Origin of the sequence: Pantoea sp. FN0302, assembly GCF_050113775.1 — a bacterium.
Classification (GTDB): Bacteria; Pseudomonadota; Gammaproteobacteria; order Enterobacterales; family Enterobacteriaceae; genus Mixta; species Mixta alhagi.
This window is the reverse complement of the sequence record NZ_JBNJSM010000002.1, coordinates 390,937-415,702: the sequence shown is the minus strand read 5'-3', so window position 1 is coordinate 415,702 and position 24,766 is coordinate 390,937. Positions and strand designations below refer to the sequence as shown.

22 protein-coding genes are annotated in these 24,766 nt (G+C 53.7%); 14 read left to right on the top strand and 8 right to left on the bottom strand.

Annotation, left to right across the window (positions count from 1 at the left end; genetic code table 11):
* Positions 1–231 precede the first annotated feature (231 nt).
* The 4 genes from ACQE32_RS12495 to hslO are packed head-to-tail and all read left to right on the top strand — an operon-like array spanning position 232 to position 4,421.
* Positions 232–2,370: an intracellular growth attenuator family protein gene (locus tag ACQE32_RS12495; protein ID WP_426981235.1), complete on the top strand. Its 2,139-nt coding sequence runs from the start codon at positions 232–234 to the stop codon at positions 2,368–2,370.
* A gap of 47 nt (positions 2,371–2,417) precedes the next feature.
* Positions 2,418–3,089 carry a GMP/IMP nucleotidase gene (gene yrfG, locus ACQE32_RS12490; protein WP_427021870.1) on the top strand — a complete coding sequence of 224 codons (672 nt, stop codon included), beginning with the start codon at positions 2,418–2,420 and terminating at the stop codon, positions 3,087–3,089.
* A 25-nt stretch (positions 3,090–3,114) separates the two neighbouring features.
* Positions 3,115–3,516, top strand: a complete 402-nt coding sequence (gene hslR, locus ACQE32_RS12485) for a ribosome-associated heat shock protein Hsp15 (RefSeq protein WP_250651519.1) — start codon at positions 3,115–3,117, stop codon at positions 3,514–3,516.
* A 26-nt stretch (positions 3,517–3,542) separates the two neighbouring features.
* Positions 3,543–4,421: an Hsp33 family molecular chaperone HslO gene (hslO, locus tag ACQE32_RS12480; RefSeq protein ID WP_426974031.1), complete on the top strand. Its 879-nt coding sequence runs from the start codon at positions 3,543–3,545 to the stop codon at positions 4,419–4,421.
* Positions 4,422–5,073: 652 nt separating this feature from the next.
* Here the strand turns inward: hslO and ACQE32_RS12475 are convergent.
* Entirely contained in the window at positions 5,074–5,295 is a 222-nt protein-coding gene (locus ACQE32_RS12475; RefSeq protein WP_250651517.1) for a hypothetical protein, read from the bottom strand.
* Positions 5,296–5,721: 426 nt separating this feature from the next.
* Between ACQE32_RS12475 and pckA the strand changes: the two genes are divergently transcribed.
* Entirely contained in the window at positions 5,722–7,341 is a 1,620-nt protein-coding gene (pckA, locus tag ACQE32_RS12470; RefSeq protein WP_426974030.1) for a phosphoenolpyruvate carboxykinase (ATP), read from the top strand.
* A 68-nt stretch (positions 7,342–7,409) separates the two neighbouring features.
* On the opposite strand, the gene envZ is transcribed toward pckA, so the two are convergent.
* Complete coding sequence (gene envZ, locus ACQE32_RS12465; RefSeq protein WP_250651514.1) at positions 7,410–8,786, bottom strand: two-component system sensor histidine kinase EnvZ; 1,377 nt, start codon at positions 8,784–8,786, stop codon at positions 7,410–7,412.
* Positions 8,783–9,502, bottom strand: coding sequence for a two-component system response regulator OmpR (ompR, locus tag ACQE32_RS12460; protein ID WP_038629697.1), 720 nt, complete (start codon positions 9,500–9,502; stop codon positions 8,783–8,785). Before ompR ends, envZ begins: the two co-directional genes overlap by 4 nt.
* Positions 9,503–10,040: 538 nt before the next feature.
* On the opposite strand from ompR, the gene yjbE reads away from it, so the two are divergent.
* Positions 10,041–10,280: an exopolysaccharide production protein YjbE gene (gene yjbE / locus ACQE32_RS12455; RefSeq protein WP_426974029.1), complete on the top strand. Its 240-nt coding sequence runs from the start codon at positions 10,041–10,043 to the stop codon at positions 10,278–10,280.
* Positions 10,281–10,412: 132 nt separating this feature from the next.
* On the opposite strand, the gene greB is transcribed toward yjbE, so the two are convergent.
* Positions 10,413–10,913, bottom strand: a complete 501-nt coding sequence (greB, locus tag ACQE32_RS12450) for a transcription elongation factor GreB (protein WP_426974028.1) — start codon at positions 10,911–10,913, stop codon at positions 10,413–10,415.
* 201 nt (positions 10,914–11,114) lie between these two features.
* On the opposite strand from greB, the gene ACQE32_RS12445 reads away from it, so the two are divergent.
* The 4 genes from ACQE32_RS12445 to ACQE32_RS12430 all read left to right on the top strand — a co-directional run bounded on the left by ACQE32_RS12445 (position 11,115) and on the right by ACQE32_RS12430 (position 17,945).
* Complete coding sequence (locus tag ACQE32_RS12445) at positions 11,115–13,439, top strand: Tex family protein (RefSeq protein WP_426974027.1); 2,325 nt, start codon at positions 11,115–11,117, stop codon at positions 13,437–13,439.
* 133 nt (positions 13,440–13,572) lie between these two features.
* Positions 13,573–13,806, top strand: coding sequence for a ferrous iron transporter A (gene feoA / locus ACQE32_RS12440; protein ID WP_426974026.1), 234 nt, complete (start codon positions 13,573–13,575; stop codon positions 13,804–13,806).
* Positions 13,803–16,115, top strand: a complete 2,313-nt coding sequence (gene feoB, locus ACQE32_RS12435) for a Fe(2+) transporter permease subunit FeoB (RefSeq protein WP_427021869.1) — start codon at positions 13,803–13,805, stop codon at positions 16,113–16,115. Before feoA ends, feoB begins: the two co-directional genes overlap by 4 nt.
* 141 nt (positions 16,116–16,256) lie before the next feature.
* Entirely contained in the window at positions 16,257–17,945 is a 1,689-nt protein-coding gene (locus tag ACQE32_RS12430; protein ID WP_426981240.1) for an alpha-amylase family glycosyl hydrolase, read from the top strand.
* Between the two features lie 30 nt (positions 17,946–17,975).
* Here ACQE32_RS12430 and ACQE32_RS12425 read toward each other — a convergent pair whose 3' ends face one another.
* Positions 17,976–18,245: a DUF1471 domain-containing protein gene (locus ACQE32_RS12425; RefSeq protein WP_085068596.1), complete on the bottom strand. Its 270-nt coding sequence runs from the start codon at positions 18,243–18,245 to the stop codon at positions 17,976–17,978.
* Between the two features lie 174 nt (positions 18,246–18,419).
* A complete protein-coding gene (bioH, locus tag ACQE32_RS12420) occupies positions 18,420–19,193 on the bottom strand; it encodes a pimeloyl-ACP methyl ester esterase BioH (protein WP_427021868.1) in 774 nt (257 codons plus the stop codon).
* Between the two features lie 39 nt (positions 19,194–19,232).
* Here bioH and gntX point away from each other — a divergent pair, with 39 nt between their 5' ends.
* Together gntX and nfuA are read left to right on the top strand one after the other, a co-directional pair.
* Positions 19,233–19,916, top strand: coding sequence for a DNA utilization protein GntX (gene gntX / locus ACQE32_RS12415; protein ID WP_250651507.1), 684 nt, complete (start codon positions 19,233–19,235; stop codon positions 19,914–19,916).
* Positions 19,917–19,974: 58 nt separating this feature from the next.
* Positions 19,975–20,550, top strand: coding sequence for a Fe-S biogenesis protein NfuA (gene nfuA / locus ACQE32_RS12410; RefSeq protein WP_085068601.1), 576 nt, complete (start codon positions 19,975–19,977; stop codon positions 20,548–20,550).
* A 150-nt stretch (positions 20,551–20,700) separates the two neighbouring features.
* Here the strand turns inward: nfuA and ACQE32_RS12405 are convergent, their stop codons facing one another.
* Positions 20,701–21,054: a nitrogen fixation protein NifS gene (locus tag ACQE32_RS12405; protein WP_427021867.1), complete on the bottom strand. Its 354-nt coding sequence runs from the start codon at positions 21,052–21,054 to the stop codon at positions 20,701–20,703.
* 189 nt (positions 21,055–21,243) lie between these two features.
* Between ACQE32_RS12405 and ACQE32_RS12400 the strand changes: the two genes are divergently transcribed.
* Both ACQE32_RS12400 and ACQE32_RS12395 read left to right on the top strand, forming a co-directional pair.
* Positions 21,244–22,092: a DUF3289 family protein gene (locus tag ACQE32_RS12400; RefSeq protein ID WP_427021866.1), complete on the top strand. Its 849-nt coding sequence runs from the start codon at positions 21,244–21,246 to the stop codon at positions 22,090–22,092.
* Positions 22,089–22,556: a DUF943 family protein gene (locus ACQE32_RS12395; protein WP_427021865.1), complete on the top strand. Its 468-nt coding sequence runs from the start codon at positions 22,089–22,091 to the stop codon at positions 22,554–22,556. The genes ACQE32_RS12400 and ACQE32_RS12395 overlap by 4 nt, the downstream gene beginning before the upstream one ends.
* A gap of 121 nt (positions 22,557–22,677) precedes the next feature.
* On the opposite strand, the gene malQ is transcribed toward ACQE32_RS12395, so the two are convergent.
* On the bottom strand, positions 22,678–24,756 hold the full coding sequence (gene malQ, locus ACQE32_RS12390) for a 4-alpha-glucanotransferase (RefSeq protein WP_427021864.1): 2,079 nt from the start codon (positions 24,754–24,756) through the stop codon (positions 22,678–22,680).
* Positions 24,757–24,766: the final 10 nt, after the last annotated feature.

Here is a 24,766-nt window from a genome sequence, read left to right as displayed (position 1 = left end):
TAAGTGACAAGGAAATAGGATAATGCCGATATTCACCTCGACACTCGCCAGCTAATATTCCGGCAAGGAATTCTGTATAGTAGTTCTAATTTTATGATTTTGTGCGCTATTTTAGTTATCAGGTTGGTTGCCACCACTGCCCAATCCCGCCAAAATTAGTGAACTCCCTATAACTTAGCCCGGAGCGAGCAATCACAGTGACGGCAGCAGTTTGGCTGGAATGAGCATAGCATGAGCACAATTATCATTATTCTGGGTGTAATGCTTACCTGCTCAATTATTGCAGGTATCTGTTTTTGGTACGCTATGCGGCATCGTCCGCCGTTGGCGAAACCGCTGCCGTTTATTAATCCGCCCCATCGTCTTCTGACGGGTGAAGAGCGCGATGCCGTAGAGCGCTATCTCGATCTGCTGGCAAAAAAGCAGCGTGTTATTCAGCCGGGCGGCGCCAGCGCCGCGCCGGAGATGCTGACGCTTAGCTCGCAGAGCAACAAAGTTTATCCTGTTACCCGCGCCATCACCCGCTATGGGCTTTCTACCGACGATCCGCAGAAATGGCGTTACTATCTTGACGCGCTTGAGGTGCATCTTCCTCCGCTGTGGGAACAGTATATCGCCGAAGAAAACTTCGTGGAGTTAATCAAAACCCACTCTATTCCGCTGGTAATCTCCCTTAACGGTCACTCGCTGGTGAACTATGCCGGTGAGCAGAGCATGCTGCCAACGGCGGTGCATCCCAGCGCCACTAACGCCTCGATCCGGCAAGAGCAGAGCGAAAACGTTGAGTTGCTTCAGGTACGTAAAGAGACGCCGGAAGAGCATTGCCTGTCTCGCAGCGACGGCACCCGAGAAGCGGCGGTGATCTGCTGCGGTCTGCTGCTGTTTTTTATTAGCCTGTTAACTCCGTTGCTTCTTATGCCGTGGCTGGTCAGCGCCAGCGTGGTGATGATTCTGGTTAGCCTGTGGTTTATGTATCGTCGGCCCAGCGAAAAGGATTTGCGTGAAATTCATTGCCTGCGCGGCGCGCCGAAACGCTGGGGGCTGTTTAGCGAATCCAATCAGGGGCAGGTCAACAACATCTCGCTTGGGATTATCGATCTGGTTTATCCGCCGCACTGGCAGCCTTATGTTACTCACGATCTTGGCCAGACCACCGAGGTGGATATCTATCTGAACCGTCAGGTGGTGCGCCAGGGGCGTTTTCTGTCGCTACAGGATGAGGTGCGCAACTTCCCTATCCAGCGCTGGAAGAAGAATATGGTGCTGGCCTGCGGCTCTCTGTTGGTGCTGGCCTTGCTGATTAGCTGGGTGCCTCTGGCGATGCCGCTAAAGCTCAGCATGGCGTGGCTGACCGGCTCTGAACGCATTGAAGTTAACTCGGTGGCCGCGCTGGAGCAGGCAACGCTGCATGTGGGCGACAGCCTGAAAGTCAGCGGCACCGGGATGTGTTCCGTGCCTGCCAGCTATCAAAGCAACCGCAGTTACGCTTTTATGCCGTTCGACTGTTCAGCCATTTACTGGAATATGGCGACGCCCCTGCCGCTGCCGCAATCGGAAATCATTGATAAAGCGTCTGCACTGTTGAATTTGACCAATCAGCAGCTGCATCCGCAAAATAATATCGATAGCAAGCTTAACCCGCAGCTTGCTACGGCGATTCAAAAGTCAGGCATGATCCTGTTGGATGATTTTTCTGATCTGGTGCTGAAAACCCAGGAGTTATGCAGCCAGCAGCAGGACTGCGTACGACTGAAAAACGCCCTGGTTAACCTCGGCAACGCAAAGGACTGGGATACGCTGGTCAGCCGCGCCGCCACAGGTTCGTTAGATGGCATGAACGTGCTGTTGCGTCCGGTCAGCGCCGAGGCGCTGGAAAATCTGGTGAATACCGCGACCTCAACCTTTTTTTATCGTGAAACCCATCGCGCCGCCGAGGCGCTCAATAGTCCTCCGCCTGGCGGATTCCTGATTGTCAGCGATGAGGGACGTCAGCTGGTTAGCCATCCTCAACCCACCGTTTCGCTGTTTGACTTCAATGCGCCGGATCAGTGGGACGAACTCCAGCGCCTGGCGGGCATGCTGCTGCATACGCCTTTCAGCGCCGCCGGGATCATCACCAGTATCCATACGGATGCCAACGGCACCCAGCATATCGCTCTGCACAGCGAGCCGGATATGCTGACGCTGTGGCGCTATCTGTGCACTTCGCTGCTGCTGGTTATTCTCAGCCTGAGCGTAGTGGTTAACGGTCTGCTGGCGCTGAATCGCATCCACCGCAACCGCAAACGCATCGTGGAAATTCAGCAATATTACGATAAGTGCTTTAACCATACGCTGTCGCCGATGCCGGATATGCGTCCGCTGTTCTGAGCCACTTTCAACTGTGCTACCCTGTCGCCTTTCTTTTGGAGGGTGGCATGGCAATCAACATTAACTGGCGCGATATTGATACCGTGCTGCTGGATATGGACGGTACGCTGCTCGATCTGGCGTTTGACAGCTATTTCTGGCTGACGCTGGTGCCTGAGAGCATCAGTCAACAGCACGGCATCTCGCTGGAGAAAGCCAGCCAGTTAATCATGGCGAAGTATCAGGCGGTTCAGCATACGCTAAACTGGTATTGTCTGGATTACTGGAGCCGTGAACTGGATCTGGATATCCGTACCATGACCTGGGAAATGCGCAGCCGGGCGCGTTTACGCGATGATACCCTTCCCTTGTTGCAGGCGTTACGCGCCAGCGGCAAGCGCACCATCCTGCTTACCAACGCGCACCCCTGGAATCTGGAAGTAAAGCTAAAGCAAACCGGCCTTGGGCAGCACCTTGATTTATTACTTTCGACCCATACATTTGGCTTTCCGAAAGAAGATCAGCGCCTGTGGCAGGCCGTGCAGCAGCATACCGGTTTTGAAAACCAGCGAACGCTGTTTATTGATGACAGCGAGCCGGTGTTGGATGCGGCAAAGCGCTGGGGAATAGCCTGGTGTCTTGGTGTCAGCAACCCCGACTCCGGTATGCCGACCAAAACCTTCGCCCACCATCAGAGCGTGAGCGATTACCGAACGCTTCTCGGCGCGCTGGCGCGTTAAGCGCGGTAAACCGACGGGAGCAGTGATGAAAGAGAAAACCGCAGAAGGCGTCCGACTCGACAAGTGGCTGTGGGCCGCGCGCTTTTATAAAACCCGCGCGCTGGCGCGTGAAATGATCGAAGGCGGAAAGGTTCACTATAATGGCCAGCGCAGCAAACCCAGCAAACTGGTTGAGCTGAATGCCGAAGTGAAATTACGTCAGGGCAATGATGAGCGCACGGTGGTCATCTGTGCCGTTACCGATCAGCGTCGCCCCGCCGCTGAAGCACAGCTGCTGTACAGCGAAACGGCAGAAAGCGTGGAAAAGCGCGAAAAGGTGGCGCAGGCGCGCAAGCTGAACGCGCTGACTATGCCGCATCCGGATCGACGGCCTGATAAAAAAGAGCGCCGCGACCTGATGAAATTCAAATTTTCTGGCGACGAATAACGCGCCGCCAATACGAGAGAAAAACTATGGCTCATCAAGACCAAATGCATCGTTACCTGTTCGAAAACCACGCGGTCCGTGGCGAACTGGTTAATCTGTCCGCGACATGGCGCGAAATTGTCGCCGGCCACGATTACCCACAGCCGGTACAACAGCTGCTGGGCGAACTGCTGGTGGCAACCAGTCTGCTTACCGCCACGCTGAAGTTTGAAGGCGATATCACCGTGCAGCTCCAGGGCGACGGTGCGTTAACGCTGGCGGTGATTAACGGTAATAACCGTCAGGAAATGCGCGGCGTTGCGCGCGTTCAGGGTGAGATCGCCCCTGGCAGCTCGCTGAAAGAGATGGTGGGCAACGGCTATCTGGTGATCACCATTTCGCCGGAAAAAGGCGAACGCTATCAGGGCGTCGTTGGGCTGGAAGGCGATACGCTGGCAGCCTGCCTGGAAGATTACTTTATGCGTTCTGAGCAGCTGCCGACGCGTCTGTTTATCCGTACCGGCGAGCATGAAGGCCAGGCGGGCGCTGCGGGTATTCTGCTGCAGGTGTTGCCGGCGCAGGATACCGATAAAGAAGATTTCAACCATCTGGCCACGCTGACGGAAACCATCAAAACCGAAGAGCTGATCGGCCTGCCGGCGAATGAGGTGCTGTGGCGTCTCTATAACCAGGAAGAGGTGACCATCTATGAACCACAGAATGTCAGCTTCAAATGTACCTGCTCGCGCGAGCGCTGCGGTGAAGTGCTGAAAACGCTGCCTCAGGAAGAAGTGGATCAAATCCTGCAGGAAGATGGTCAAATCGATATGCACTGTGACTATTGCGGCAGCCACTACATTTACGATGCGGTAGATATTGCGGCGATTCGTAATGATTCCGGTAGCGGCAGCGCCCAGATTCATTAAGATATCCGGCAAATTTATAAAGGCGACGCAGGTCGCCTTTATTTTGTGCTAAAGTCCATTCTTCACCTTCCCTTCTTATTGACTCGCCTTACTGATTAACCCCACTGCGCCAGGTAGGCGTTGATGAAAAACTACTAGCGGCGGCGCATATAGGGAGGATCAATCTTTCTTTTACGGTTCAGTCTCCAGTGCAGAATAAAGGCGGCGATTGCCAATGCAGTGAGGAATACAATAACTATTAATTTAATCATTATAATCTGTTGCTTTAAGAGTTTATTGAAAGGTTTTAAATAGCATTTAAACGCCTGAGTTGGAATTAACCTTTGTTTAATTACGACTAAAAATTATGACATCACTCTGGTGTTTATTCACCAGCTCACTTTCTGGCAAAAGGGAGAAGGTGCGGCAACGCATGCTGAAGCCTTCTGTCTGAGAATATTTTTGTTGTTAACAGTAAACGTTAGCCTTCCCACTTAGTGCCAGTTTTATCGCCGAGCAAATCGATGTTGGCCTGAAAGAAGGTTACCGCATGAAATTTAGTCTGATTAATTTGTAGAGCAGCAAAAACTTAAGGATGCTTATCCCAACGATTTTGAGGATTAAGGCTTATGGTGGAGAGCAGAAACAGCATCAATAGTCCCTGCCAAATAGATCACCAATCCTCGGGGCTTTCATCATAGATTTTACGCACAGCAAATTTAAAGATGTAGTAACCCATAACAAGCCCCAGCAGGGAAAAGACAGAAAGCAAATATCGGTAATCGCTGTATGAGAAAAACAGAAACCAACCCGCATAAAGCAGGGACAAACCACATATGCCTATGCCTATGCCCTGCACTAAGCGAGATGAAACAACAAGCAGTAATTTTTTCATATTTTAATTTTCTCAAAAAAATAGCAGCAGGTTTGGTGAAATTTTTAAGCTCATCAGTAAAAGAGGTAGTCTGGCTCGCGTTTTTCATTAACAAACTACAACGGCGCGGCCAGCAGAGTCTTAGCCAGGCGGATCGGTTGGAGATTGCGCTTAACCCAGCGGACAAACGCCACGTTTCGCCAGAAAATTAAAATGATGTTTCATAATCCTTCGGCAATAGTCATAACTTTTCATCAGATTTTGATGAATTTCTATAAAAAAACGTTTCGTCTCTCATTTCTGTCACTCTCTCCTTCCGCTGCTTGTTCACAGTAGTAGACTGCCGCAATTGTAAAGCAGCGTGAATCGCTTCGTGCTGTTTTACGACAAGTGGCAGCAAGTCACCCCAACATTTGTTGCAGTACAAACCGATAAAGGAACAGTAATATGCGCCCTAATGGCCTGACGCCACAGGACCTCGTCGCTTATGGCATCACTGATACGGTTGAAGTCATCCATAATCCCGATTATGAAACTTTATTTAAGGAAGAAACCCTGCCCGGCCTCACCGGTTATGAGCGCGGCACGCTAACGCAGTCCGGGGCGATCGCCGTGGACACCGGCATTTTTACCGGCCGCTCGCCGAAAGATAAATATATTGTGCGTGACGACACGACGCGCGATACCTTGTGGTGGAACGACCAGGGCAAAGGCAAAAATGATAATCAGCCTTTGTCGCAGGAAACCTGGCAAGCGCTAAAGAGTTGTGTAACACAGCAGCTTTCCGGTAAGCGCCTGTTTGTGGTTGACGCCTGGTGCGGTGCCAATCCTGATACCCGCCTGAGCGTGCGCTTTATTACCGAAGTCGCCTGGCAGGCACACTTCGTCAAAAACATGTTTATTCGCCCTGATGAAGCTAGCCTGGCCAGCTTCACGCCTGATTTTATCGTGATGAACGGCGCAAAATGCACCAACCCCAACTGGCAGCAACAGGGCCTGCATTCAGAAAACTTTGTCGCCTTTAATCTCACCGAAAAGATGCAGCTCATCGGCGGCACATGGTACGGCGGCGAGATGAAGAAAGGCCTGTTTGCGGTGATGAATTATCTGCTGCCGCTGAAAGGCGTGGCCTCGATGCACTGCTCGGCTAACGTTGGCGAGCAGGGTGACGTCGCGGTGTTCTTTGGCCTTTCCGGCACCGGGAAAACCACCCTTTCCACCGATCCGAAACGTCAGTTGATTGGCGATGATGAGCATGGCTGGGATGATGACGGCGTGTTTAACTTCGAAGGCGGCTGCTACGCAAAAACCATTAAGCTGTCAGAGCAGGCGGAGCCGGAGATTTATCATGCCATCCGGCGCGATGCGCTGCTGGAAAACGTGGTGGTACGCAGCGATGGGTCTGTCGATTTCGATGACGCCAGCAAAACGGAGAATACGCGCGTCTCCTATCCGATTTACCATATCGATAATATCGTTAAACCGGTATCGAAAGCGGGTCATGCGAAAAAAGTTATTTTCCTCACTGCCGATGCGTTTGGTGTGCTGCCGCCGGTTTCGCGTCTCTCTTCCGATCAAACTCAGTATCACTTCCTGTCGGGCTTTACCGCCAAGCTGGCGGGCACTGAGCGCGGTATTACCGAGCCGACGCCAACCTTTTCCGCCTGCTTTGGCGCGGCGTTTTTAACGCTGCATCCAACAAAATATGCCGAAGTGCTGGTGAAGCGTATGCAGGATGCGGGCGCGGAAGCCTGGCTGGTCAATACCGGCTGGAACGGCACCGGGAAGCGTATCTCACTGAAGGATACGCGAGCGATCATCAACGCGATTCTTAGTGGCGAGCTGGCACAGACGGAGACGCAGACGCTGCCTGTATTCAATCTACAGATGCCGGTCGCGGTGCCAGGCATCGATCCGCATATTCTTGACCCGCGCAATACCTGGCAAGATCCGGCGCAGTGGGAAAGTCGCGCGCTGGATCTGGCGCAGCGCTTTATCACTAATTTTGAGAAGTATACCGATACGCCTGCGGGCGCCGCGCTGGTGTCAGCCGGACCGCAAATTTAATCCTGTCGCAGTAAAGAAAACCCCCGCCGTTTGGCGGGGGTTTTTATTTTTCTGACGCAGGCTTTCAGCTATTCGCTCTTAGGCAATGGCAACGGGCTCACCGGGCCGCCGGTTGGTGACGCCGATGCAGATAAGGGCAGCCAGGCGCGAATACGAAGGCCGCCGCGCTCACTGACGCCCATCTCCAGCGACCCCTGATGCGCATCGATAATACGCTGTACAATCGCCAGCCCCAGTCCGGTGCCGCTGGTGCTGCGGGCGCTGTCGCCGCGAACAAAAGGCTGTAGCAGATGCTTTAACTGTTCCGGCTTAATGCCCGGCCCATCATCTTCCACCTGGAACCAGGCTCGCTGTAGCTCATAGCCGCTGCTGACCTTGATCCAGCCGTTGCCGTAGCGCGCCGCGTTCACCACCATATTCGCCGCCGCTCGCTTGATAGAAAGCGGATTGATATCCAGTATGAGTTCTTCAGGCATGATGGCGTCTTCAATTTCACGCTCGTAGCCGCTCTCCGCCGCAACAACTTCGTTCAGCACAACGTTCAGATCGGCGCGTTCGGTCTGCATCTCCTGCCCGGTACGCAGATAATCGATGAACTGTTCGATAATCGCATTGCACTCTTCAATATCCTTATTAATCGATTCCGCCAGATAGCCATCTTCTTCGCTCATCATCTCCGTGGCCAGGCGAATACGCGTCAGCGGCGTACGCAGATCGTGACTTACGCCCGCCATCAACAGCGTACGATCGTCCGCCAGCTGTTTAACGCCTGATGCCATCTGGTTAAAGGCGCGCGTCACCGAGCGCACCTCCGATGCGCCATATTCCCGCAGCGGCGGCGGGATGATGCCTTTCCCTACCTGTAACGCCGCATGCTCCAGATCCACCAGCGGACGGTTCTGAATACGGATAAACAGCCAGGCGCCGCCTATCGCCAATAGCATAATCGCCAGCGTATAGCGGAACAGCGGCGAGAAGTCGCCCTGATGAATTTCGGTCAGCGGCACGCGTACCCAAATATCGGGTGAGAGCCAGGTTTTCAGCCACACTACAGGCGAGTTTTTATTGACTTCGACCCGTACATCCGTTGGCCCGCCGAGCTGGCGCGCCATCTGATCGCTTAAAAACTGGTAATGCTGTGCCCAGCGTAATCCGCTCTCCTCCGCCGCCGCGTTGGTATAAAGAGAAATTCCCAGCTCGCGGTAAATTTCACGCCGAAACGCAGGCGGCACTTCCAGTTGCGTGCCATCTTCTAACTGCAGCCGATCGGTCATTAACATGCGCACTTCATACGCCAGCACCTTGTTAAACTGCTGCAGGCTGGGAAGAATGGCAAAGTTAAGCACCACCAGATAGGTGGTTACCAGGCTGACAAACAGTAGCGTGACAATCAGCAGCAGCGTGCGCGCAAAGGAACTGCGGGGAGAAAAGCGGAGCCGCCTCATGCTTTAGTGCCGTCCGGAACAAACACGTAGCCCAGGCCCCAAACGGTCTGGATATAGCGCGGATGCGCAGGATCTTCTTCCACCATGCGGCGCAGGCGTGAAATCTGCACGTCGATGGAGCGTTCCATCGCGCTGTACTCGCGACCACGGGCAAGGTTCATCAGCTTATCGCGTGACAGCGGCTCACGCGGATGGCTCACCAGCGCTTTCAGCACGGCAAATTCGCCGCTGGTTAACGGCATCGGCTCATCTTCGCGGAACATTTCACGGGTGCCGAGATTCAGCTTGAACTTGCCGAAGGCGATAACCGCTTCTTCCTGAGAAGGTGCGCCCGGCAGTTCATTCGCCTGACGACGCAGCACGGCACGAATACGCGCCAGCAGCTCACGCGGGTTGAACGGTTTTGGAATGTAGTCATCCGCGCCGATCTCCAGCCCAACAATACGATCGACCTCTTCGCCTTTTGCCGTCACCATAATGATCGGCATCGGATTACTTTGGCTACGCAAGCGACGACAAATCGACAGGCCATCTTCGCCCGGCAACATTAAGTCGAGCACCATCAGGTGAAAGGATTCGCGGGTTAACAGGCGATCCATTTGCTCGGCGTTAGCGACGCTGCGCACCTGAAAACCCTGTTCGGTCAGATAACGCTCCAGCAGTGCGCGCAGGCGCATGTCATCATCGACGACCAGAATTTTGTAGTTTTCTTGCATTTCGATACTCCCAAAGGCGCTATTGCCCGAGCTGGTATTGTTAAAAAAGAAGCGTAACTGTGACAGCCATTAATGGTTTATATTCTAGCCGAAATTGTTACAAAGCATATTAAACAGCAGCTTATATCGCATTTATTTTGCTTTTACCCTGCCCAATTGCCCGTCATCGCCCGATCCGTCTTTTCTGAAATACGTCCATAAACTCTGCTCATCGCTGGCTCAGAATAGTGAATGTAAACTTTTGTCATGGCAAAACAGCGGGTTAGCTTAATGGATCTTGCCGGTTTGATTGTGATGCTGCTTTAACAGGCTATTAAGTGTCAGATTACTGCGCCCTGAGTCCAACTATTAGCAGAAAAAACTGGCATTTATTTTTTTCTCTTTACGCTAAGCCAGGAATATTCGCAGCGCACGAAAGATCGATCCAGTAATAAATCAAGTTAATCTTATTCGTTAGAAAACAACGCTTTTCAGCGCGGCCCTGGCAAACCTATATTCTCCCCGACAAACGTTGTTTATTTATCAGCCGGGAATAAATATGAACAAGATAATGTTGATTTGCTCGCTGGCACTGTTTATCAGCGGATACGTAATGGCTAACGAACCCGCAGGCGGCGTGGCCGCAGGGGCTCAGGCAACCACCGAAGCGAAAGGCGCTTCTGATGCGGAAGGCGTTGCCGTTGTGGGCGCGCTACTGGGCCTGGCCCTTGCTACCGCAGGCGGCGGCGATGGCTCCAGCACGGCAACCACCACCACAACCAGCACCATTCCACATTAAAATTGGTTAGGCACTACCTCAGGTCAAAAATTATAAGAACTTTGTTGCTGTTGTCTTTCGCCACCGGAGAATAAGCGTTGCCCGGGCTTTCTTAAAAAAGTCATTATTCTCCGCTTCTTTTTCCAGCGCAGGTTAAACGGCGTCGCTGTCATTTTGTTCCTGCCGATAATCAATCCGGTTAATAAACCAGATTTTTTCCCCTTCCGGCGTATTCACGCTCACTTCGTCATCCACTTCTTTTTTAATCAACGCGCGCGCCATCGGCGAATCAACAGAAATATAATTTTTCGCGTCCCCGTAGATTTCATCCGGGCCAACAATACGAAAGCTCTTTACCTCACCCTGTTCGTTTTCCACCTCCACCCAGGCGCCAAAAAAGACCTTGCCCTCCTGCTGTGGTGAATAATCAACAATTTTCAGTTCGGCAAGACATTTACGCAGATAGCGCACCCGTCGATCGATCTGACGCAGCAGGCGCTTGTTATAGGTGTAGTCTGCGTTTTCGGAACGATCGCCCAGACTGGCCGCCCAGGAGACAATTTTGGTGATCTCCGGGCGCTTTTCTTTCCACAGATAATCGTGTTCCGCCCTGAGCTTGTTATAACCTTCACGGGTAATCAGTTGCGTCTTCACACACCCATCCTGTCAGCTAAAACTAATGGTCCGGCAGCCTTACGCCGCCCTTTGGCGCTAATGGTACAACATCAAAAACCACCTGTGGTAAAACGCGCTCGGAATATGGCCTAAAGCGCGCCGCATCGCTGGTAATTTCGCCCTCCAGTCCGTATAACTGTCCGCTATTTCTCAAACTCTGTTAGCAAGATAGTTGAACCGATGATGAATGATTCACTGAACCGCATTATTGCAGGTGAACTTCAGGCGCGGGCTGAACAAGTTGATGCCGCAATCCGCCTGCTGGACGAAGGGAACACCGTGCCGTTTATTGCACGTTATCGTAAAGAAGTCACCGGCGGGCTTGATGATACCCAGCTGCGACAGCTGGAGACCCGCCTCGGTTACCTGCGAGAGCTGGAAGATCGCCGCCAGGCGATCCTGAAATCCGTTGCGGAACAGGGCAAACTCAGCGATGAACTCGCCGCCGCAATTCACGGTACGCTGAGCAAAACCGAACTCGAAGATCTTTACCTTCCCTATAAGCCGAAACGCCGTACCCGTGGACAGATCGCTATTGAAGCCGGGCTGGAACCGCTGGCGGACACACTGTGGCAGGATCCTTCTCATGAGCCAGAGCAGCTGGCCGCCCGCTTTGTAAATGCCGATAAAGGCGTAGCCGACGTGAAGGCGGCGCTGGATGGCGCACGCTATATCCTGATGGAGCGTTTCGCGGAAGATGCCGCTCTGCTGGCGAAAGTGCGCGACTATTTGTGGAAGAACGCGCATCTGGTGTCACGCGTGGTGGAAGGCAAAGAGGAACAAGGCGCGAAATTCCGCGACTATTTTGATCATCACGAAGCGCTGGCGACGGTGCCTTCGCATCGTGCGCTGGCGATGTTCCGTGGCCGCAACGAAGGCGTGCTGCAGCTGGCGCTCAATCCCGATCCGCAGTTTGATGAGCCGCCGCGTGAAAGTTACGGCGAACAGCTTATCAGCGAGCATCTGAACCTGCGTCTGAACAACGCGCCGGCAGACAGCTGGCGTAAGGCCGTGGTGAGCTGGACGTGGCGCATTAAAGTGCTGCTGCATCTGGAAACCGAGCTGATGGGCAGCGTGCGCGAGCGGGCGGAAGAAGAAGCGATTAACGTCTTTGCCCGCAACCTGCACGATCTGCTGATGGCGGCACCGGCTGGCATGCGTGCCACAATGGGCCTCGATCCGGGCCTGCGCACCGGGGTAAAAGTTGCCGTGGTGGATGCCACCGGCAAGCTGGTCGCCACCGACACCATCTATCCGCACACCGGCCAGGCAGCGAAGGCGGCGGCGGCGGTTGCGGCGCTCTGTACCCGTCATCAGGTTGAACTGGTGGCGATTGGCAACGGCACCGCGTCACGTGAAACCGAGCGCTTCTTCCTGGAAGTGCAAAAACAGTTTCCCCAGGTCACGGCGCAAAAAGTTATCGTCAGCGAAGCGGGCGCATCGGTTTACTCAGCGTCTGAGCTGGCGGCGCTGGAGTTCCCCGACCTTGATGTTTCCCTGCGCGGCGCGGTTTCTATCGCACGTCGTCTGCAGGATCCGCTGGCAGAGCTGGTGAAAATCGATCCGAAATCGATCGGCGTTGGCCAGTATCAGCATGACGTCAGCCAAAGCCAGCTGGCGAAAAAGCTGGATGCGGTAGTGGAAGACTGCGTAAACGCCGTTGGTGTCGATCTGAATACCGCTTCCGTAGCGCTGCTGACGCGCGTAGCCGGACTGACGCGCATGATGGCGCAAAATATTGTGAACTGGCGTGATGAAAACGGTCGCTTCCGCAGCCGTCAGCAGCTGCTGAAAGTCAGCCGTCTCGGTCCAAAAGCCTTTGAACAGTGTGCTGGCTTCCTGCGCATTAATCAGGGCGATAATCCACTGGATGCCTCAACGGTGCATCCGGAAGCCTATCCGGTGGTAGAGCGTATTCTGGAGGCAACCCGCCAGTCGCTACGTGAGCTGATGGGTAACCCGAATGAGCTGCGCAACCTGAAAGCGGTCGACTTTACCGACGATCGTTTTGGCGTGCCGACGGTCAGCGATATTCTTAAAGAGCTGGAAAAGCCAGGCCGCGATCCGCGTCCGGAATTCAAAACGGCACAGTTTGCTGAAGGCGTGGAAACCATGAACGATCTGCTGCCGGGCATGGTGCTGGAAGGCGCAGTGACTAACGTAACTAACTTCGGTGCGTTCGTGGATATCGGCGTGCATCAGGATGGACTGGTGCATATCTCCTCGCTCTCCGACAAATTTGTCGAAGATCCACATACCGTAGTGAAAGCGGGCGATATCGTTAAGGTCAAGGTGCTGGAGGTGGATTTGCAGCGTAAGCGTATTGCGCTGACCATGCGTCTGGATGAGCAGCCGGGTGAAACCGCTTCGCGCGCTGCGCCACGTAGCCAGGAGCGCGCCAATAACCGCCCGACGGCGAAACCACGCGCGCGTGGCAACAGCACTCTCTCTGGCAACAGTGCGATGAGCGATGCGCTGGCCGCGGCGCTGGGTAAAAAACGCTAACAACTTTAAGGGCGGCCAGGTGCCGCCCTTTGTATTATGTTTGTTCTAAATCAACATTAACGATAATCGTTCTCATTAATATGGTGCCGTTTTGTTCTTGCCGCCTTAAGCGACAGTCAATGAGGTGCACCCTATGCCACTATTTGCCCGCCAACACTATCAAATTCTTGGTTTTTCTTCCGCCGTTAGCCCGGCTTACCGGCAAAAACTCCTTTCTCTTGGGCTGTTGCCCGGTGCCTGTTTCCAGGTGATGCGTATTGCGCCGCTGGGCGATCCGCTCCAGATCCAGACAGGACGCGTTAGCCTGATGCTGCGCAAAAAGGATCTGGCGCTGCTGCAGCTACAGCCGATGGCGGAGGTGGCATGAAAAGCTGCACTATTGGTCTGCTGGGTAATCCCAACGCCGGAAAAACCACCCTGTTTAATCAGCTTACCGGCGCACGTCAGCGCGTGGGCAACTGGGCCGGCGTTACCGTAGAGCGTAAAGAGGGCTTCTTCACCGCTGGCGAGACGCGGGTAACTTTAATCGATCTTCCCGGCACCTATTCGCTCACCACCCTTTCTCAGCAGGCGTCGCTCGACGAGCAGATCGCCTGCCACTTTGTTTTAAGCCAGCAGGCAGACCTGCTGATTAATGTTGTGGACGCCTGTAATCTTGAGCGCAACCTCTATCTTACGCTGCAGTTGCGTGAGCTGGGTGTGCCCTGCATCGTCGCGCTCAATATGCTGGATATGGCGGAAAGCCAACGCATTACCATCGATATACCCGCGTTAGCGCAGCGCCTTGGCTGTCCGGTAGTGCCCGTGGTTTCAACGCGCGGCAGCGGGCTGGATCGCCTGAAACAGCTGATTGACCAAGGCGCTCCCGTCTGCGCGCCGCTGGAGGTCTGCTATCCGGCTGAACTGAACAGCGCTGTCGATCGGCTGGCGGCTACGATGTCGGTCAACGAAAGCCGTCAGCAGCGGCGCTGGCTGGCGCTACAGCTGCTGGAAGGCGATGTCTATAGCCGCCAGCAGATAAGCGATGTGACGCAACAGCATTTAACCGAGCTGGAGACCCAACTCTCATCAGATATTGCGATAAATATCGTCGCCGCACGCTATGAAAAGCTGGCGTCGATTTGCGCTGAAGTCAGCAATCAACATTTGATGGCGCCGCATCGGCTGTCGCAGCGTCTGGATAATCTGGTGTTGAACCGCTGGCTGGGCTTGCCGATCTTTTTGCTGATGATGTATCTGATGTTCGTGCTGGCGATCAATATCGGCGGCGCAATCCAGCCGCTGTTCGACATCGGCTCAACGGCACTGTTTATTCATGGTATGCAGTGGCTTGGCGCTACGCTGCATTTCCCCGTCTGGCTGACGCTGTTTCTTGCTCAGGGCATCGGCGGCGGGATCAATACGGTGCTGCCGCTGGTGCCACAGATTGGTTTAATGTATCTGTTTCTCTCCTTTATGGAGGATTCCGGCTATATGGCGCGCGCTGCCTTCGTGGTCGATCGGCTGATGCAATCGCTTGGCCTGCCGGGCAAATCTTTTGTGCCGCTGATTGTCGGCTTTGGCTGTAACGTCCCTGCGGTAATGGGCGCGCGCACGCTGGATGCCCCACGCGAACGGTTGATTACGGTGATGATGGCGCCTTTCATCTCCTGCGGGGCCAGGCTGGCGATTTTTGCCGTGTTCTCTGCCGCCTTCTTTGGCGCGCACGGCGCGCTGGTGGTGTTTAGCCTGTATCTCACCGGCATCGTGATGGCGGTGTTAACCGGTCTGTTGCTAAAGCACACGCTACTGCGCGGCGAAGCCTCGCCGTTCGTGATGGAGCTGCCAAGCTGGCACGTTCCGCATCTGAAAAGCCTGCTCTTGCAAGCCTGGCAGCGGCTGCACGGCTTTGTGCTGCGCGCCGGGAAAGTGATTGTGATCGCCAGCATTTTTATTGGCGGGCTGAATAGCTTCTCGTTTAATGGTCAGCCGGTTAACAGCATCAATGATTCGGCGCTGGCCAGCGTTAGCCGGGTGATCACTCCGCTGCTGGCCCCTATCGGCATCCAGCCCGATAACTGGCAAGCCTCGGTCGGCCTGCTGACAGGCGCAATGGCTAAAGAGGTGGTGGTCGGTACGCTGAATACGCTCTATACCGCCGAAGCGCTGCATGAAGAGCCGTTCAATGTCTACGACTGGAGCCTGAAGGCGGAACTTGCCGATGCGGTAACGGAAACCTGGCAGGGCCTGAAAGAGACGCTGACTTTCAGCGTACTGGCTAACCCTATTGAGGCCAGTAAAGGCGATGGCGAAATGGCGGGCGGCGCGATGGGGAAAATGAGCCGCCAGTTTGGCAGCGATGCCGCCGCTTTCAGCTACCTGCTGTTTGTGCTGCTTTACATTCCCTGCGTCTCGGTGATGGGCGCGATTGCGCGTGAAAGCAGCCGCCGCTGGATGGGCTTTTCAATTCTGTGGGGGTTAAACGTTGCTTACTCCCTTGCCACGCTGTTCTGGCAGTTTTCGCGTATCAATGAGCAACCGCTTACCAGCAGCCTGATTATTTTACTGGTGCTGCTGTTTAACAGCGCCCTGCTGCTGCTGTTACGGCGGATTAAACTGCCACCGCAGCGCATTCCGATTCGGGTGTTGCCGGTGGAAAGCTATGAAAAGCCGTTAAGAAGCGGAGAATGCCATTAGCCAACCAGGCGACGGCAATTTTAGCCAGGCGGCTCCCATCCTGAGAAAGGGAGTCGCTGTAGCGGTTGCGATTTTAGCCTGGCGGTCTACAGTAAAAACTAACGCCCTTGCGAACCTAACGCTGCAGCCTGCCGGATAAACATGGATATTATCAATAACTTAATCGATAAGATCTACCAGGACACTTTTCCAATGGCCGCGCGGGAGCGCCTGCTGTCACACATTCGCGCCGCCCGTGATGCGATAAAAAAACCGCGTAAGCCGCACTGGGATGAAAAAGATGTGGTGCTGATAACCTATGCCGATCAGTTCCGCGAGCCGGAAGCGCCGACGCTTGCCACGTTTTCACGCTTTTACCAGCAGCATTTGCAGTCGACTTTTAACCTGGTTCACCTGCTGCCTTTCTTCCCCTGGTCATCCGACGACGGTTTTTCCGTGATTGATTATCATCAGGTCAATCCCATATGCGGCGAATGGCGCAACGTGGCTGAACTGCATACGCATACGCGTTTGATGTTCGATTTTGTTTGCAACCATATCTCTGCACGCAGCGCCTGGTTTAAACATTATCTGGCCTGCGATCCCGGCTGGGACGATTTTTTTATCAGTATGCCGCCCGGCACCGATTTAAGCAGCGTGACCCGCCCGCGTACTTCACCGCTGCTGACCCCTTTTGAGCGTAGCGATGGTCATACCCACTATATCTGGACCACCTTTAGCGCCGATCAGATAGACCTGAACTTCGCCAGCCCGGAAGTGCTGATTCGTATGGTTGACGTGCTGCTGGAATACCTGAAAAAAGGGGCCGATTACGTCAGGCTGGATGCGGTGGGCTATATGTGGAAAACGCCTGGCACACGCTGTATTCACCTGGAAAATACCCATCTGCTGGTGAAGCTGTTCCGCGCCATTGCCGACGTGGTCGCACCTGGCACCGTGATCATTACCGAAACCAATGTGCCGCATCAGGACAATATCAGCTACTTTGGCAACGGTCAGGATGAAGCGCAGATGGTTTATCAATTCTCGCTGCCGCCGCTGGTACTACATGCTATTCATAACGGCTCGGCGCGCGCGCTGCGCCAGTGGGCGGCAGGCCTCGATTTGGGCGGCGGCGGCACGACCTTTTTTAACTTTCTCGCCTCACATGATGGCATCGGCCTCAACCCGGCGCGTGGCATTCTGCCGGAAGTTGAGATCGTTTCGCTGGTGCGTGACCTGGCGCTGGAAGGCGCACTGATCTCTTATAAAAATAATCCGGACGGCACCACCAGCCCGTATGAGATCAATGTCACCTACATGGATGCCTTGAACAAGCAGAACGATGACGATGATACGCGCATCCGGCGTTTTATGCTGGCACATGCGATTCTGCTGGCTTTCCCCGGCGTTCCCGCCATCTATATCCAGAGCATTCTTGGCTCGCGCAACGATCAGGAAGGCGTCAAAGTCGCCGGTCATAACCGCGCCATCAATCGGGAAAAATATGCGCTCTCAGCGATCGAAAAAGCGTTGTCCGGCGGCAATTATCTCCAACAGCAGGTTTTTAACCGCCTCAGTGCGCTGATACAGCTGCGTACGCGTCAGCCTGCGTTTCATCCTGATAATCCAATGGAGATCCTCAACAGTGAAAATACGCTGTTAATGATGCGGCGCTATTCATCAACGGGCGATAACAGTCTGCTGTGCGTGTTTAATCTGAGCGGCAAAAGCGTGGAGGCGACGCTGCCGGAAGCGAAGAAATATCGCGATATTGTTGAGCAGGCGCTGATTGATGGTTCGCAGCCAGTAACGCTGCCGCCGTGGCACTATCTGTGGCTGAAAGGTTAAGCAGGCATAACCGGTATGCCTGCTTAAAGATTACTTATAGACGTCCGCCGTAGCGCTGAAACGCCCGTGTTCGCGTCCGGCGATCACCAGAAAGTATTTGCCGCCCTTCTCATCCGCCAGCTTTGACAGTTCACGTTTGGCATCCATTGGCGAGGTGGTTTCCGCCGTGGTATTCACCGTGCCGATTTTCTCCAGATTCATTTTCTGCACATCTTCTTTCGTCACTTCCTGTGCCGCCAGCGCAGAGAATGAGAGACCACCCAGCAGACAAGTTACAGCAATAGTTTTAATGATATTCATAGTACACCTTCGTCATAAGTTAACTGAAAAACTCAGACCGCCGAAGAATACAATGAGATAGGGGTATACAGTGCCCTGCTCCCTGGCAGACTCATACAGTCATGATCAGCGGCCTTGCTCAGTTACAATTATTAACGCCAGGTGATATTTTGCCAGCTAAAGGGATAAAGTTTATTAAACTGAATCGCTGAACGCTTTGACCGCCGTACAAAATTCCTGCGTATGCGAGATAAAGGGCGCATGGGCGGCTTTTTCTATAATCAGAGAGGCGCTGGCAGGCCAGCGCTGATCCAGCAGCGTGGCGACTTTACGTGGTACCAGCCCATCCAGATAGCCATAAATACGTAGCAGCGGAACCTGAAGCCTGTCCATTTCATCGCGTAAGTCCGTACTCCGTAAAATCTCCAGCCCACCCGCCAACACCTCCACCGTGGGGATCGGCTGCGACAGCACCACCTCTTTTAACGCCCGGGCATCTTGCCTGGCGCTTTGCGTGCCCAGCGTTTGCAGCGCCAGAAAGCGTTCAACGGTGCGCTGATAATCCTCGCTAAGCTGTTGCTGAAAGCCGGTCAGCGTCTCTGGCTTAATCCCCGGCCAGCTCTCTTCATCGGCGGTAAAACGAGGCGATGAGGCGACGGTAATCAGGCCAGTAACCTGTTGCGGATAACGCAGCGCCAGCCGGCTGGCAACCAGACCGCCTAACGACCAACCCAGATAGAGTGCCTTTTCCGGCAGATGGGGCAACAGAGCGTCGATCATCCCATTCAACGTTAACGCGCCAAATCCCTGACTGCGGCCAAAACCCGGCAGGTCCACCACATGCAGCCGAAAATGTGCGCTGAGCGGCTCCGCAATGCAACGCCATACTTCCGCGTTCAGTCCCCATCCGTGTAACAACACAAGATCGCGATTGCCGGTGCCGGTTGTATGCCAGTAAAACTGCGCCATCGGTTATTGTCTCACTGTTGCTTAATTAAGGAGGTCGCTATGCTACCAATGCAGGGAGGCTGTTGGCTATGCCAGATACCGCTGGCGCTGCCGGTGCAGGGATTATGCAGCTACTGTTTACGCGCGCTGCCACCGTTACCGCTTTGTTGCCCGCGCTGCGGCTTACCTGCAGGCGATGCGCTTGTCCCCTGCGGTCGCTGCCTGCAGCGCCCGCCACCCTGGCAGCAGCTGATCGCCGTAAGCGATTACTGTTCGCCTTTAAGCTTGCTGATTGCCCGCTATAAATTCTCTGGCCGCACCGCACTCTCTGTGATGCTGGCGCGGCTGATTTTGCTAAGCTGGTTAGCGGCCAGACGTCAGCGCGGCCTGCCTCGTCCCGATTTAATACTGGCTGTGCCGCTGCATCATCAGCGCGCCTGGCGACGCGGTTTTAATCAGGCTGACCTGCTGGCCCGTTCGCTGGCTCGCTGGTTAAGCTGTACTTATGACCCTCAGGCTTTAACGCGCCGCCGCGCTGCTCTTATTCAGCATCGACTTGGGGCGCAAGCGCGTAAGCGCAACCTGCGCGGCGCTTTTCAACTTGAAATCACCGTTCAGGATCGCCATATCGCCCTGATTGATGATGTGGTGACCACCGGTAACACGGTCGCGGAAGTGAGCCGTCTGCTGATGCGCGCCGGAGCCGCCAGCGTCCAGATTTGGTGCCTTTGCCGTACCTTGTAGAGCGTCGGCGATGGGCGTATTATAACCAACTAAATTAGTCAACTATTGAGCAACTGCCATGATCCGAATTACCGATGCCGCCCAGGACCATTTTGCAAAACTGCTTTCAAATCAGGAAGAAGGCACTCAAATCCGCGTGTTCGTGATTAATCCGGGCACCCCAACGGCCGAATGTGGCGTGTCATATTGCCCACCGGATGCGGTAGAGCCGAGCGATACCGAACTGAAGTTTGAAAAGCTTTCCGCCTATGTGGATGAGCTGAGCGCGCCCTACCTGGAAGATGCTGAGATCGATTTCGTTACCGATAACCTTGGCTCTCAGCTGACGCTGAAAGCGCCAAACGCCAAAATGCGTAAAGTGTCTGATGACGCACCGCTGCTGGAGCGCGTTGAATATCTGCTGCAGGCACAGATTAACCCGCAGCTGGCCGGACACGGCGGCCGCGTAACGCTGATGGAAATCACCGACGAAGGCTACGCCATTCTGCAGTTCGGCGGCGGCTGCAACGGCTGTTCCATGGTCGACGTGACGCTGAAAGAAGGGATTGAGAAAGAGCTGCTGGCTGCGTTCCCTGAACTGAAAGGCGTGCGCGATCTTACCGAACACCAGCGCGGCGAACACTCTTACTACTAAGCGTGGGCCGATGGCTGCGCTGGTCTGCCTGAGGCAGAGAACAGAACGTGATAAAAGGCGGCTTTGAGGCCGCCTTTATATTTAATTCAGTCATCCAGAATCTCTTTTGCTTTAAATTTCCATTTCCTTAATTTTATTAACACCCTATCGCTAACTAGCGCCTTCTATTGAATTAATTAGCTTGCATACTCTATCAACATTATTTGTTGCATACTCCATAGTAGATAAATAAATAATGCTGATTTTATCAAAATCATTAATCAAGAATTGCCACTGCAAGCCAGGTGCACAAATAATGATTTCTGCATATTGTTTTATTTCATCAATATTAGCCTCAGAAGTATCTTGCTCAACGACCCAGGGATAACCTTCTCTTTTAAGGTAATCAGCTAACGTTTGAATGTAACTTTTTTCACGAAACCATGGGAATATGGCACTTGTTACTGGCGGCGCTCTCCCTAACATTGGGCTTGAGTTATTAACAAAAATTATTTTCCTTTGCATAAATCCGTCCTTACGATTATTAATTAACGAAAAGCGTTACACTGAAATACCTAAGCGACTCAACAAGCGAAAAAATGCACTTTTAAATTTCCTGCATTTACTTTATGGTTATTACCACTACCATCGCCGTTGTTAAATAAAGACTCAAATGGAAGAGTCAAGGATGGGTGTCTACAAGGAGTTAGTGACATGATTAAACTCACCTTCCCGCAAAATCTTTATACCACAAAGCATGAATTTAACGACTATGGGACAGATGACATGCGGTATGGCGACATCACCGCAACACGTCTTAAAAAAGAGTTCAGGCTTACCAATATCTCTAATGTGGTCGATCCCTGGACAATGACCCAACTAACGGCTTTCGATAATCCCCAATCGCGATTTTTCGGCGCGTATGGTGATAACCGACGCAGCACCGGGCTCAGTGTGCAACAGTGCGCCAGGTTATTATTTGAAGAGATGCAGCTGACCTCATTGCCTTTTGCATGCGTAGGCCCCTGGAAGTATCTTATCAATCGGATGCTTCAGCATTTCCAGAGTGCTAACGGTATGCCCTTTAACGATATGGAGTTGAATGCGGCCTATCAGGCGCAAATTATTAATGATAATAGCAAAAACAGTTCTCTGGCCGCCATTCGGGAGGAATTAAACAAGCGTATTGATTACGTAAAGGGTAGTTTATCATTAAATAGCATCCCCTTTATAACCAAGCAAATTAAAGACAGGGTTTTACCAAAGTTTGACTCCATGATATTGGACAAAATCAACGGATTAGGTATCACTATTCATGATGTTTACGCTACACGCATAGATTTATTAAGTCTGGAAATCAGTAAAAAAGGCTGGTGCGCGCAAATAAAGTATAGCGGGCAGGATCATTTTGGCCTGGACGTTAACGACATCCGACAGGTTAAATTTAATCAATTCCAGTTTTTCAGGATATGGTTTATTCTACAGCGTTTTGAGAAATTCGGGTTTCGCCCCTTCTTAACCAATATGGAAGCGACTATAACTCTTGAGGAAAAGCGCCCATGAGCAGAAGAAAATCATTTCACTTTCTCATTTGCATCGTGATGGCGGCTGTGGGTTTTTATCTCTACCTGGATAACCGCCGCGTTAACATTATTAGCGCGCATCATGACCGTTACAGTGCCGAAGTATTAGTCGATCATTTACCTGTTACCGCCTCATCGGCGATTAACTGGTGGCTGGAAAACCAGAACGCTATCCGGGAAAAATATCATATTCCCTCTGAAGAGGCGGGCGGGCCATCCAACTTTACCGTTTTTGCTTTTGGCGACGGCTACCAGAAAGAGGATGAGAACGATATGCTCTGTTTTGATGATGTGCCTCCCCCTGAAAACTGCATCGTCAAAGAGATACTGTTAACGGTTGGCCGCAACCGTGAGGGTAATATCCGATTCGCCTTTGGCAACGCTGCCTATATTCGCTATGCCGATGGCCGTATTATTGAATTAAAAAAAGAAACATACCACTGACGGCTACGGGGTTCTTATTCCGGACCCATGACGTTTTAGCGGTATGATAATTATGCAGCAACCCGGCTTCACCCGAAAAAGATACCCGACCCGTCTTTATCTGACCGGCCGGGCTTGATGATTAACTGCCTTTCGCTTTGCGTCGCCGATCCAGATCCTTAATCAGCTGATTGATATGTTCATCGCTAAACATCTCATCCAGCGTGTGGCTCAGCTTGCGCCGCCAGTTGGGATATTGATCCACCGTGCCCGGCACGTTCACCGGCTGTTCCATATCCAGCCAGTCTTCCGGCTGCAGGCCCAGCAGCGCGCTGCCGCTATCAGCAATATAGCGCAGCATACCGCGGTTCAGCTCCGGCGACATCACCAGCTTCTCAGCACGCTTGCCCAGCTTCTTCGGTACGCAGCCCTGCTCATGCAGCGCATCCAGCAGGGCCTGCTTTTGCCGCTCACGGTTTTCATACAGTCCTTTCAGCACTACCTTATCCGGATAAAGCCCCAGCTCCTCGCCCAGTGTCAGATCGCCTGCGCTCCAGAACCCCCGCAGCGTCGGCAAATCGTGCGTGGCGCCGCTGGCCATCGACTGGCGCGGCCACTGCTGCGGCGCGCGATAGCGATCGGCGCTCTCCTGCTCAAAATAGAGCACCTTCCAGGAGTAGATCCCGCTGCGGCGCAGCTTGCCAATAATTTCCTGCGGCACCGTACCCAGATCCTCCCCGATCACCATACAGCGATTCCGCTGGCTTTCCAGCGCCAGGATCGCCAGCAGATCGTCAACCGGATAGGAGATATAGGCACCGTGATTCGCCGTCATCCCATAGGGGATCCACCACAGGCGCAGCAGCGACATCACATGATCGATACGCAACGCGCCGCAGCTGGCCATATTGGCGCGCAGCATCTCAATAAATGGCTGATAGGCCCGCGCCGCCATAACATGCGGATCCATTGGCGGTAGCCCCCAGTTCTGTCCCAGCGGCCCCAGAATATCCGGTGGCGCGCCAACCGAGGCTTGCAGGCAGTAAAGCTCAGGATCGCACCAGGTTTCCGCCCCGCCCTCCGCCACGCCAACGGCTAAATCGCGATACAGGCCAACCGACATGCCGCGCTGCTGACAAACCTGCCAGCACTCATCAAACTGGCGATTAGCCAGCCACTGCAGCCACAGCCAGAAATGAACCTCATCCTGATTTTCACGGCAAAACTGCTGTACCGCCTCGCTGTTGGCCCGGCGATACGCTTCCGGCCAGGCAGGCCAGCCCCAGCTTTGCCCGTCTTGCTGCAGCATCGCTGCATGAAGCGCATCGTATGCCGCCTGGCTGTAAAGACTCTCACCGCCAGCGCTGACAAAATCGGCAAAATGACGTCGCGTTTCATCCTGCTCGTCACGCTCAGAGTACTGCGCCCATGCCAGCCGCAGACCTTCAATTTTTAACTGATTAACCGCGCTATAGTCCACCCAGTCTGACTGGCGCGCCGCCTCTACCCGACGCTGCGTCTCTTTCTTTTTCCACCAGCGTTGCGCCGCTGCGCTCTGCTGGAAATCGGGCACACGCTCTACGTCGATATAGATGATATTCATCCAGCGACGCGATGAAGGACTGTAAGGACTGGCGCTTTCCGGGCTGGCAGGATAAAGCGAGTGAATGGGATTGAGGCCGATAAAATCGCCGCCGCGATCGGCTATTTGCATCAGCATTGCGCTTAAATCGCCAAAATCACCGATGCCCCAGTTGCGGGCGGAGCGCAACGTATACAGCTGCACGCAGGCCCCCCAAAGTTTTTTACCCTCCAGCAGCGGCTGCGGTTCATAGCAGCGCTGAGGCGCAATAATCACCCGGCAGGCCCACTGTTTTTTGCCCTGCCTCAGCGTCAACTGGTGATAGCCCTGCGGCAGACGCGGCGGCAGCGCAAAGGCTTCACTGCCCTGCGCCTCGCCCTGATACGTTTTGCCCTGCTCGGTCTGCAGCTGCCAGTGGAACTGACCGCTGCCGTCAGGCGCAATTACGCGCTTTTGCCGTCCACTGAACACCTTTACCGGCGGCAGCGGCGCCTGACTGGCCGCACGCGGAAATCCCATCGCCTTTAGCAACAGCTGGCGGGTTTCTGCGCCGATCGCTTCCGGCTCCCCTTTGGCATTGATATAGCTGGCAGCAATCCCGGCCGCGCTGGCGTCCTTCTCAAGCTGAGTTAAATCCATAACGCTTCCT

Excerpts from the sequence above, each read along its gene's own strand:
- ACQE32_RS12425 (WP_085068596.1), bottom strand. The coding sequence starts at position 18,245 with ATGAATATCATTAAAACTATTGCTGTAACTTGTCTGCTGGGTGGTCTC.
- feoB (WP_427021869.1), top strand. The coding sequence starts at position 13,803 with ATGAAAAGCTGCACTATTGGTCTGCTGGGTAATCCCAACGCCGGAAAA.
- ACQE32_RS12475 (WP_250651517.1), bottom strand. The coding sequence starts at position 5,295 with ATGAAAAAATTACTGCTTGTTGTTTCATCTCGCTTAGTGCAGGGCATA.
- ACQE32_RS12495 (WP_426981235.1), top strand. The coding sequence starts at position 232 with ATGAGCACAATTATCATTATTCTGGGTGTAATGCTTACCTGCTCAATT.
- ACQE32_RS12430 (WP_426981240.1), top strand. The coding sequence starts at position 16,257 with ATGGATATTATCAATAACTTAATCGATAAGATCTACCAGGACACTTTT.
- ACQE32_RS12405 (WP_427021867.1), bottom strand. The coding sequence starts at position 21,054 with ATGCAAAGGAAAATAATTTTTGTTAATAACTCAAGCCCAATGTTAGGG.
- feoA (WP_426974026.1), top strand. The coding sequence starts at position 13,573 with ATGCCACTATTTGCCCGCCAACACTATCAAATTCTTGGTTTTTCTTCC.
- ACQE32_RS12395 (WP_427021865.1), top strand. The coding sequence starts at position 22,089 with ATGAGCAGAAGAAAATCATTTCACTTTCTCATTTGCATCGTGATGGCG.
- ompR (WP_038629697.1), bottom strand. The coding sequence starts at position 9,502 with ATGCAAGAAAACTACAAAATTCTGGTCGTCGATGATGACATGCGCCTG.
- ACQE32_RS12400 (WP_427021866.1), top strand. The coding sequence starts at position 21,244 with ATGATTAAACTCACCTTCCCGCAAAATCTTTATACCACAAAGCATGAA.
- gntX (WP_250651507.1), top strand. The coding sequence starts at position 19,233 with ATGCTACCAATGCAGGGAGGCTGTTGGCTATGCCAGATACCGCTGGCG.
- yjbE (WP_426974029.1), top strand. The coding sequence starts at position 10,041 with ATGAACAAGATAATGTTGATTTGCTCGCTGGCACTGTTTATCAGCGGA.
- hslO (WP_426974031.1), top strand. The coding sequence starts at position 3,543 with ATGGCTCATCAAGACCAAATGCATCGTTACCTGTTCGAAAACCACGCG.
- malQ (WP_427021864.1), bottom strand. The coding sequence starts at position 24,756 with ATGGATTTAACTCAGCTTGAGAAGGACGCCAGCGCGGCCGGGATTGCT.
- bioH (WP_427021868.1), bottom strand. The coding sequence starts at position 19,193 with ATGGCGCAGTTTTACTGGCATACAACCGGCACCGGCAATCGCGATCTT.
- envZ (WP_250651514.1), bottom strand. The coding sequence starts at position 8,786 with ATGAGGCGGCTCCGCTTTTCTCCCCGCAGTTCCTTTGCGCGCACGCTG.
- yrfG (WP_427021870.1), top strand. The coding sequence starts at position 2,418 with ATGGCAATCAACATTAACTGGCGCGATATTGATACCGTGCTGCTGGAT.
- nfuA (WP_085068601.1), top strand. The coding sequence starts at position 19,975 with ATGATCCGAATTACCGATGCCGCCCAGGACCATTTTGCAAAACTGCTT.
- hslR (WP_250651519.1), top strand. The coding sequence starts at position 3,115 with ATGAAAGAGAAAACCGCAGAAGGCGTCCGACTCGACAAGTGGCTGTGG.
- ACQE32_RS12445 (WP_426974027.1), top strand. The coding sequence starts at position 11,115 with ATGATGAATGATTCACTGAACCGCATTATTGCAGGTGAACTTCAGGCG.
- pckA (WP_426974030.1), top strand. The coding sequence starts at position 5,722 with ATGCGCCCTAATGGCCTGACGCCACAGGACCTCGTCGCTTATGGCATC.